This window comes from Streptomyces gamaensis (genome assembly GCF_042656465.1).
Taxonomy (GTDB): Bacteria; Actinomycetota; Actinomycetes; order Streptomycetales; family Streptomycetaceae; genus Streptomyces; species Streptomyces gamaensis.
In genome coordinates, this window is sequence record NZ_JBHSPB010000040.1 from 19543 (window position 1) to 27376 (window position 7834).

Here is a 7834-nt window from a genome sequence, read left to right on the forward strand (position 1 = left end):
TCGACGCAACTACTTGACCGAACCTTGACGCGGTCCGACGCGGTCCGACGGGGTCCGACAGGGTCCGACAGGGTCCGACGCGATCCGACAGGGTCCGACGCGATCCACCGCGGCCTCAGCGGGCGCCCGCCGGGGCGGCCCCGGTCGCCTCCGGCTCCAGCGCGCGCAGGGCGGCCCGGTGGGTGAGCCAGCCGACGGGCCGGCCGGTGGCCGGGTCCAGGACGGGCAGGGCGGCACCGGGGGCGGACACCAGCGCGGGCAGGGCCTCGGCGAGCGGCATCACCGGGGTCAGCAGCACGGGGTAGGTGGCCAGCTGGCCCGCGGTGGGCGGCGGTTCGAGGCCGTCGACGTCGGGCGGCTCGGCGAGCGCCTGCGCGAGCGTACGGGCGGTGACGGTGCCCAGATAGCGGCCGGTCGCGCCGAGGACCGGGAGGGCGCCGTGCCCGCCGATGCCCAGCACCCAGGCCGCGTCGGCCAGTTGGGTCCCGGCGGGCAGCGGCGCGGGCAGGCTCTCCATGGCCGCCCCCACCGTCCCCGCGGCGAGGGGCCCGCCGGACGGCACGGCGAGACCGGCAGGGTCGATGCCGCGCCGCCGCAGCTTGAGGGTGTCGATGGTGTCGCGGGCCAGCAGCCGGCCCGTGAGGGTCGCGGCGACCACGGCGATCAGCAGCGGCAGCACCACCGCGTAGCCGCCGGTGATCTCCGTCAGCAGCAGGACCGCCGTGATCGGCGCCCGCGCGGCCCCGGCGAGCAGGGCGCCCATGCCGACCACCGCGTACGCGCCGACCGTGCCGCTCCCGGCCGCCGCCCCCGGCAGCACCAGCTCGGCCAGATTGCCGCAGGCCGCCCCGAAGACGGCGCCGATGAACAGCATCGGCGCCAACAGCCCGCCGGTACCGCCGATGCCGAAGGTCAGGCTGGTCGCCGCGATCTTGCCGACGAGCAGGAGCAGCAGCAGGCCGGGGCCGATACCGCCGCCGACGGCCTGCTCGGCCGTCGGACAGCCCACCCCGTACAGCTGCGGCAGCGCCATCAGCAGCGCCCCGAGCAGCAGCCCGCCCACCGCGGGGCGCAGCCACAGCGGGCCGCGCCACAGGCGGTCGCACAGGTCCTCGGTCAGATACAGGGTGCGGGTGAGGACCACGCCCACGACCCCGGCCGCGACCCCGAGCAGGGCGAACGCGGGCAGCTGCGCGCCGTGGTCGATGCGGAAGGCGGGCAGGTCGGGGAGCGCGAGGTAGTCGGTGCCGCCGAGGGCGGCCCGGGCGAGCACGGCGGCCGCCGTCCCCGCGAGCACGACCGCGCCGAACGCCTCGACGCCGAAGTCCTTCAGGATGAGTTCGAGCGCGAAGAAGGCGCCCGCCAGCGGGGCGTCGAAGGTCGCCGCGATCCCGCCCGCCGCCCCGCAGCCCACCAGCAGCCGCGCCCGCCCCTCGGCGAGCCCGGCCGCGCGCGCGAACGCCGACCCCAGGGCGGCGCCGAGCTGGGTGATGGGCCCCGCCCGCCCCACCGAGCCGCCGGAGCCGATGCACAGCGCCGAGGCGAGCACCCGGGTCGCGCACACGCGCGGGTCCAGCCGCCCGCCGTGCCGGGCGACGGCGAGCATCACCTCGGGCAGCCCGTGCCCGCGCGAGCCGCGCGCGAAGCGGTGCACCAGCGGCCCGTACAGCAGCCCGCCCAGGACCGGGGCCAGCAGCAGGACGTACGGGCCGAGCCAGGGGAGGTGCGGGTTCGCGGCGCGGTCGGCGGTGACGTGATCGGGGTGCCCGGTGAACAGCACGGTGAGCAGCTCCGTCAGCCGGAAGAACCCGATCGCCCCGCACCCGGCCGCCGCCCCGGTGACCACGGCCAGCAGCCCGGTCCCCCAGGGACCCCGCAGTCCGCCCCGCCTCCACGCTCCGGCCATCGAACGTCCCCCTCCCAGTGGCTGATTCGCAGTATGCGAATCAGGTCAAGAGGCGAAACCGTGGCGGATTCCGGCCTGTCGGCAGGCCGGTGAGCGCGGGACCTCAGGCCCTGCCGGCACGCCCCGTGCCGGACCCGGCCCGCTTTGCCGGGCGTTGAGGCGTTCTCTGCGCTGTTTTTGGACACCGTCGCGTGGTGCGCGCCCGGGGGCGTGCGCCCGCGCGGGAATCTGCGCTCCCTGGCGGACCGGAGCCGATGACCGGTCCCCCCGGAGGAGCGCGGGCGGAACCCCCGTACCCGCCCGCGCTCCCCCGCCGCCGGGGCCGGTGGGGCGGCACCCGGCGCCTTCGTGAGCGGCCCGTGGTCAGTGGGCCGGAGGGCTCCTGGCCAGGCAGGCCCTCAGCATGGAACGGCGATTCACTGAGGCAAAGGACACAGCGCGCCATCCCGGGTACCCCACGCGCCACACATCCGTGATGATGTCCGCCATGGATCAGCCGTGCGACAGCGACGCCTACCGGGACAGCGTCGCGGTGTCGAAGTTCCTGCTCGCCTCGGCGGACGCCGACGGCGCCGACCCGTACGCCATCGCCCGGGAGGCCGGCGTGCCCGGCTGGCTGCTCGACGCGGACGACACGATGATCCCGACCCGGTTCACCCTCGGTGTGTGGGAGCAGACCGAACGGGCGCTGGGCGTCCCGCACGTCACCCTCGCCATGGCCGAGCGCTACCGCCTGGGCGACCTCGGCCTGTTCGACTACCTCTTCGCCCAGAGCCGCACGATCGGCGAGGGCTTCGACACGAGCGTCCGCTATCTGCACTCCGTCACCACCAACGCCCGGCTGCTGAAGGTCGCCGAGGACGACCGCGAGACGACCTTCGCCTTCGAGCACGTGCACGGCGAGGGCCGCGGCCTGGAGCTGTCGGAGCAGTTCTCGACGCTCGTGCTGTGCACCCGGGCCCGTACGGTCACCACCGACGCCGTCCGGCCCGTGCGCGTCGGACTGCAGCAGGCGGCGCCGCGCGACCACCGCTCGTTCCTGGAGGGCTACGCGCCGCACGAGAGCGTGGACTTCGGCATGCCGCGGACCACGTTCACCTTCCGCACCGCCGACCTCGCCCGGCCCGTGCCCGGCGCCGACCCGGGCCTCGCGGCCGTCCTGCGCCGCTACGCCGAGACCCTGCCCCCGCCGCCGCCCGCGACCTGGGAGGGCCGCTTCCGGCATCTGGTCGACGAGTGCCTGACCGACGGCAGCGCCGCCCTCGACACCGTCGCCCGCCGGCTGGCCGTCAGCCGCCGCACCCTGCAGCGCCGGCTCACCGAGTCCGGTACGTCCTGGCGCGCCGAACTGGACGCCGCCCGCCGCCGCCAGGCCGAACGCGCCGCCGGCACGACCGGCACCACCGAACTCGCGGGCCGCCTCGGCTACGCGGATCCGCGTTCGCTGCGGCGGGCGATGCGGCGGTGGCAGGAAGGGGACGAGGAGGCGGAGGAGCAGCGGAGCGCGTAGCGCGTAGCCCGACGGGACCGTACGTACGGTACGGGGGCGGCCTGCGTCAGCGGGCGCTGCCGTGGTGCGCCAACTCCGCGTGCGGATCGGCCCCGTTGACCGGCAGGTGGTCCGTGTGCACCGTCGCCGCCGTCAGGTGCGGCACCGCGTGGATCAGCGCGTGCTCGGCGGCGACGGACAGCGCGTGGGCGTCGACCACGCTCAGCCGCCCGTCGACGACGATGTCGGCCTCGGCCCGCAGCGCGTGCCCCAGCCACCGCATCCGTATCCGCCCCACGTCCCGCACCCCGGGCACCGCGCGCAGCGCGCGTTCGGCGGCGTCGACGAGCGCGGGGTCCACGCAGTCCAGCAGCCGCCGGCCCACGTCCCGGGCCGCGCCCCGCAGCACCACGAGGATCACGGCCGTGACGGCGAGCCCGACGACCGGGTCCGCCCAGCGCAGTCCGAGCGCCGAGCCGCCCGCGCCGAGCAGCACGGCGAGGGAGGTGAAGCCGTCGGTACGGGCGTGCAGTCCGTCGGCGACGAGCGCGGCGGAGCCGATCCTGCGGCCGGTACGGATCCGGTGCACGGCCACCCACTCGTTCCCGGCGAAGCCGGCGAGCGCCGCGAGCGCCACCGCCCACAACTGCTCCACGTCGCGCGGGTGCAGGAGCCGGTCGACCGCCGTGTACGCGGCCACCGCCGAGGAGACGGCGACGGTCAGCACGACCACGACGCCGGCCAGGTCCTCGGCGCGCCCGTAGCCGTAGGTCCAGCGGCGGTTCGCGGCCCGCCGCCCGAGGAGGAAGGCGACGCCCAGCGGCAGGGCCGTCAGCGCGTCGGCGGCGTTGTGGACGGTGTCGCCCAGCAGCGCGACCGAGCCGGAGGCGGCGGCGACGGCCGCCTGCAGCACGGTCGTCAGCCCGAGCACGCCCAGGGAGACCCACAGCGCGCGCATGCCCTCGCGGGAGGCGGCCAGTTCGGCGTCGACCTTGTCGCCGGGCGTATGGCTGTGGGGGGTGAGGAGGTGGGCGATCCGGTGCCGCAGCGAGGAGTGGTGCCGGTGATCAGTCACGGCCGTCCGTGCCTTCCGGTCGGGGCGGGGCCCTCCTTGGACAGCGGGCCCTCTCCACCCCCATTATGTGCGTATGAGTGCACGCATGCATCTATCAGGTGCGCACGGCTCGCAGCAGCCGGACGACGACACCCGCTACACGGCCGCCGTGGAGATCCTCGCCCTGCTCGCCGACCGCACCCGCCTCGCCCTGCTGCACCGCCTCGGCGAGGGCGAGGCCGACGTGACCACCCTCACCGGGGCCTGCCGCACCAGCCGCACCTCCGTCAGCCAGCACCTGGCCCGGCTGCGGCTCGCGGGCCTGGTGACGACCCGCAAGGAGGGCCGCCGCGTGGTGTACGCGCTGCGCCACGGGCACGTGCGGCGGCTCGTGGAGGAGGCACTGAGCGCGGCCGACCACCGGGCCCGCCGGCTGCCCCCGCACGACTGACCGTCCGGCCGCCGTCCGCGCGCACCGGCCCGGGGTCAGTCCCCGGCCCCGGCCTCCCCGGCCCGTACACGCCCGGTCCAGCGCTCCTCCACACGCCCGAACTTCCATACGGCCAGGGCGATCAGCCACGCCGCGAAGAACAGGCCGACGATCACGAAGCCCAGGACGTTCATGTCCAGCCCGGCGATCCAGTCCCAGAACGGGCCCCGCCAGCCGAAGCGGTCGGCCAGCAGCCCGAGGAGCTCGGCGGTACCGATGAGCAGCGCGACCGCGACGGACAGTCCGGTGACGGTGAGGTTGTAGTAGACCTTGCGGACAGGCTTCGAAAACGCCCAGCCGTAGGCGAAGTTCATGAACGAGCCGTCGACGGTGTCCAGCAGCGACATGCCCGCGGCGAACAGCACGGGCAGGCACAGGATCGCGTACCAGGGCAGCCCCGAGGCCGCGCCCGAACCGGCCAGGACCAGCAGCGCCACCTCGGTCGCGGTGTCGAAGCCGAGCCCGAACAGCAGGCCCAGCGGGTACATCTGCCACGGCTTGGTGATCGAGCGCATCACCCGGCCCAGCAACCGGTTCATGAAACCCCGGCTGTTGAGCTGCCGTTCCAGGGCGGCCTCGTCGAGGATGCCGGAGCGCATCCCCCGGAAGACCTTCCAAATCCCCACGAGGACCACGATGTTGATGACCGCGATGACGTAGAGGAACACTCCGGAGACCGTCGTCCCGATCAGCCCGGTGACGTCGTGCAGGCGCGAGTTCTCGTCCTGCACCGGCCCGGCGAGCGCCTTCACGCCCAGCGACAGCAGGAAGGCCAGCGCGAAGACGACCGACGAGTGCCCGAGGGAGAACCAGAAACCGACCGACAGCGGCCGCTCCCCCTCCTGCATCAGCTTGCGGGTGGTGTTGTCGATCGCGGCGATGTGGTCGGCGTCGAAGGCGTGCCGCAGACCGAGCGTGTAGGCGGTGACGCCGATGCCCACGCCGAAGGTCCTGGTGCCGAGGCTGTAGTGCTCCGGCGCGACGATCGCCACCAGCGTGAACCAGCCGATGACGTGCAACGCCAGGACGAACGCGGCCATCCCGCCCATGCGGCGCCACTCGGCGCGCGTCAGGGCACCGGCGATCCGGCGGCGCAGGGGAACGGCGGTGTCCGGGGCGGAGGGGGATGTCGTGACCATGAGCAGCCCTCCCTGGGCGTACGAACGAGGGCACACCGTAGGCGCGGCCTTTTTGTAGCTGCAAGGAGTGTGCAGCAAGGGGAGAGGGCGCGGCGCCCGCCCGCGGCGCACGACCGCTCACCGCACGCCGGAGGCCCGCAGCCCCAACTCACGGCCGGGAACAGGCCGTACGCCACCCGCTCGCCGGCCCCTGGCCGATGAGACGCACACCACCCTTGACCCGAAGTTTGCTTGAGGTTTTACGTTCGTTGAGCGCCGGACGGGACCACGGCCCGGCACCACGAACGGGGAGGACACCACCATGCCGCAGCCCACCGAGGCCTTCAGCTACTCGCACGACGACACCGGCCTGATCGAGCAGCCCATCGGCTACTGGTCCTGGGCCGCCCACATCGCCGTCGTCACCCACATCCGCGCGGGACTCGCCGGCTTCGGGCTCAGCCAGCCGCAGTGGTGGGTGCTCAACCAGGCCGCCGGGGACGGCCGCAGCCGCGAGGAGATCACCTCGATCCTCAAGGGCTACCTCGACGTCGGCGACGCCCTCCAGCCCGACATCGACAGCCTGCTGGAACGCGGCCTCATCGCCCCCGGCCCCACCGGCCTGCTGCGCCGCACCACCGAGGGCGAGGACCTCTACGTCAAGGCCCGCGCCAAGCAGCGGGAGATGCGCCGCACGATCCACGACGGCATCGACGACGAGGAGTTCCTCACCACGATGAAGGTCCTCCAGCGGATGATCCACAACACCGGCGGCAAGGCCTGGCACCACTGAGGCCACACCACCGGCTCCACGGGGGCGCGCGTGCGCACCGACGACCACGGGGGAGCCGTCGGCGCGCACGCGCGGGGCGGTGGCGCGCACTGACGGGCACAGGGGAGCCGTCAGCGCACGCCACCGCCCGTACATGTCTGGACACATCGGTACACGCCCGGCGCGGCACGCGGCGAGCCGCGCCACCGCCGTACGCCCCCGCGCGGAGCGCCACCGTGCCGGAAAGCCGCCGCGAGGAGATCATCGAAAGGTGGACGCCACCCTTCGCCTCGCCCAGCAACCGGAGGCCGACGCCCTGCTCGGCCGCAGCCCCCTCGCCGCCCTCATCGGCATGCTCCTGGACCAGCAGATCCCCATGGAGTGGGCGTTCGCCGGCCCGTACGCCATCGCCCAGCGGCTCGGCCGCGACGACCTCGACGCGCACGAGATCGCCGCGTACGACCCGGAGGACTTCGCGGCCCTGCTCTCGCAGAAACCCGCCGTGCACCGCTACCCGGGCTCGATGGCGGGCCGGATCCAGCAGCTGTGCCGGTACCTCGTCGAGACCTACGACGGCGACGCGAGCGCGGTGTGGCGCGACGCCGGCACCGGCAAGGAACTGCTGGCCCGTCTGAAGGCCCTGCCCGGCTACGGCGACCAGAAGGCGCGGATCTTCCTCGCCCTGCTGGGCAAACAGCTCGGGGTCGCCCCCGAGGGCTGGCGGGAAGCGGCGGGCCCCTACGGGGAGGCGGGCGCGCACCGCTCGGTGGCGGACATCACGGGGCCGGAGTCCCTGGCGAAGGTGCGCGCGTACAAGCAGGAGATGAAGCGCGCCGCGAAGGCGGCAGGCCGAGGGGGAAGCTGAGGGGGGAGGCTGAGGGGTGCCTCTATGTCCTTCGTCAAGCGAAGCGAGGCGTTCGGGGTTCGTAGAAGGTGCCGTCGCGGAGCATCGCGAACAGCACGTTGATGCGTTGCCGGGCCAGGCGGAGAAGTGCCTGGGTATGG

General features: G+C 74.3%; 7 protein-coding genes. 4 read left to right on the forward strand and 3 right to left on the reverse strand.

Annotation, left to right across the window (positions count from 1 at the left end; all coding sequences use genetic code 11):
• Positions 1-115: 115 nt before the first annotated feature.
• Positions 116-1906, reverse strand: coding sequence for a chloride channel protein (locus ACFP1Z_RS32915; RefSeq protein WP_390321632.1), 1791 nt, complete (start codon positions 1904-1906; stop codon positions 116-118).
• 487 nt (positions 1907-2393) lie between these two features.
• Between ACFP1Z_RS32915 and ACFP1Z_RS32920 the strand changes: the two genes are divergently transcribed.
• A complete protein-coding gene (locus tag ACFP1Z_RS32920; protein ID WP_390321634.1) occupies positions 2394-3416 on the forward strand; it encodes an AraC family transcriptional regulator ligand-binding domain-containing protein in 1023 nt (340 codons plus the stop codon).
• Between the two features lie 46 nt (positions 3417-3462).
• Here ACFP1Z_RS32920 and ACFP1Z_RS32925 read toward each other — a convergent pair whose 3' ends face one another.
• The gene (locus ACFP1Z_RS32925) at positions 3463-4443 is read right to left on the reverse strand and encodes a cation diffusion facilitator family transporter (RefSeq protein WP_390321645.1); all 981 of its coding nucleotides are present in this window, start codon (positions 4441-4443) and stop codon (positions 3463-3465) included.
• A 100-nt stretch (positions 4444-4543) separates the two neighbouring features.
• On the opposite strand from ACFP1Z_RS32925, the gene ACFP1Z_RS32930 reads away from it, so the two are divergent.
• Entirely contained in the window at positions 4544-4900 is a 357-nt protein-coding gene (locus ACFP1Z_RS32930) for an ArsR/SmtB family transcription factor (RefSeq protein WP_390321636.1), read from the forward strand.
• Positions 4901-4935: 35 nt separating this feature from the next.
• On the opposite strand, the gene nicT is transcribed toward ACFP1Z_RS32930, so the two are convergent.
• Positions 4936-6012 carry a Nickel transporter NicT gene (gene nicT / locus ACFP1Z_RS32935; RefSeq protein ID WP_390321647.1) on the reverse strand — a complete coding sequence of 359 codons (1077 nt, stop codon included), beginning with the start codon at positions 6010-6012 and terminating at the stop codon, positions 4936-4938.
• A gap of 367 nt (positions 6013-6379) precedes the next feature.
• On the opposite strand from nicT, the gene ACFP1Z_RS32940 reads away from it, so the two are divergent.
• Together ACFP1Z_RS32940 and ACFP1Z_RS32945 are read left to right on the forward strand one after the other, a co-directional pair.
• The gene (locus tag ACFP1Z_RS32940; RefSeq protein ID WP_390321639.1) at positions 6380-6850 is read left to right on the forward strand and encodes a MarR family winged helix-turn-helix transcriptional regulator; all 471 of its coding nucleotides are present in this window, start codon (positions 6380-6382) and stop codon (positions 6848-6850) included.
• A gap of 250 nt (positions 6851-7100) precedes the next feature.
• Complete coding sequence (locus ACFP1Z_RS32945) at positions 7101-7694, forward strand: HhH-GPD-type base excision DNA repair protein (protein ID WP_390321641.1); 594 nt, start codon at positions 7101-7103, stop codon at positions 7692-7694.
• Positions 7695-7834: the final 140 nt, after the last annotated feature.